Source organism: Neisseria sp. P0009.S007 (assembly GCF_051962515.1).
In genome coordinates this window covers 1-1,395 of the sequence record NZ_JBQCVF010000346.1, presented here as the reverse complement: position 1 = coordinate 1,395, position 1,395 = coordinate 1, and the positions used below count along the sequence as shown (strand labels likewise).

Annotated in this window: 2 protein-coding genes; one reads left to right on the top strand and one right to left on the bottom strand. The window is 51.3% G+C overall.

Annotation, left to right across the window (positions count from 1 at the left end; translation table 11 throughout):
* A partial coding sequence (locus tag ACTHS3_RS13135; RefSeq protein ID WP_440368145.1) for a cytochrome b/b6 domain-containing protein occupies nt 1–606 on the top strand: 606 nt, incomplete at its 5' end.
* 91 nt (nt 607–697) lie between these two features.
* Here ACTHS3_RS13135 and ACTHS3_RS13130 read toward each other — a convergent pair.
* The coding region (locus ACTHS3_RS13130) for a methyltransferase (RefSeq protein WP_440368144.1) at nt 698–1,395 on the bottom strand (698 nt) is incomplete at its 5' end.

Here is a 1,395-nt window from a genome sequence, read left to right as displayed (position 1 = left end):
CTCTTGGTGTTATTAATAGGATTCATGTGGTACAGCGCAACCCAAGGCGGCGATATGCTGGTATGGCACTTGCGCGGCGGCTTGTTGATGCTGGCATTGGTGGTTTTCCGCTTGTGCTGGGGGATTTGGGGTAGCGATACGGCAAAATTCAGCCGATTTGTGCGTCCGTTTCCCGAAATCTGCCGCTACACGCAAGGCCAAATGTCTGAAGACGAATTGGTCGGCCACAATCCTTTGGGCGCGCTGATGGTCATCGCTTTATTGGCTGCCTTGGTTTTTCAGACGGCCACAGGCTTATTTGCTGCCGATGAAAATACGTTTACCAATTCCGGCTTTTTGAATCATTTGGTCAGCGAACACGCCGGTACGCTGGCGCGAAAAATCCATGTCAATTTCTTTAATGTGTTAGCTGTTTTGGCAGGCGTACATATCGCGGCCGTTTTGCTGTATCGCTTTGTGAAAAAACAGGATTTGATTACGCCGATGATTAACGGCTTTAAAATCATTGATGCCCGGCAGCCTAAGTTGGCCGGAATGGGGCAACTGTTTGCCGCTTTGTTGGTAGCGATTGCGTTAGTGTGCGCAGTATGGACGTTGCGCGGTTGATGCATTAAGGCTGATACCTAAAAACAAACCGACCCCGATAGCCGAAATGGCTGTTGGGGTCGTTTTATTTTTAGGGTTTAAAAGATGATGTTCAGACGGCTTTAACGCAGCGCAAGATGCTGTGGCCGCGGCCGATGCCGTCTGAAACTTCCGCTACTTTCAATCCGGCTTTTTCGACGCAACGGATTAGGTCTTCAGAGTGGAAGATTTTGCTGTTGCCGTTGGCCATGGCAGTGAAATACAGGCTGGTCATGGTCAGGCAGTAGGCGGCGGTTTCGTAGCGTTGTCTGTCCCAGAAAGGCTCCATGATGTAGAGGCTGGTGTTTTCGCTCATAGACGCAGCAGCGCGTTGAAGAATGCTGGTGGCTTGTTCCTCGGTGAAACAGTCTAGGAATTGGCTCATCCAAATTGCGTCAAAACCGGTTGGGAACGGAATTTCAGGATCAAGCAGGTTGGCCGGATGGGCGTGGATACGGTCCGCGCCGTTTTTGCCTTTGGTCGCCTCACGCATCAAGCCGATTTGTTGCGGCAGATCCATGATGGTTACTTCGACTTCGGCATTGTGGTTGACACATTGCTCCGCCCAGCGGCCGGTGTTGCCGCCGACATCGAGCAGTTTTTTAACCGGTTTGGCGAACACGGTGTTGAGTGCTTCGGCGAAGGAATTGTCGGAATAATAATGGTCGAATGCAAACCATTTTTCCTGCGCGATGCTTGGCAATGAAGACAAGCCTTCGTAAATGGTCGGCCAGTCGCCGAATACTTTCAGGCCTTCGGGCTTGCCGGTTT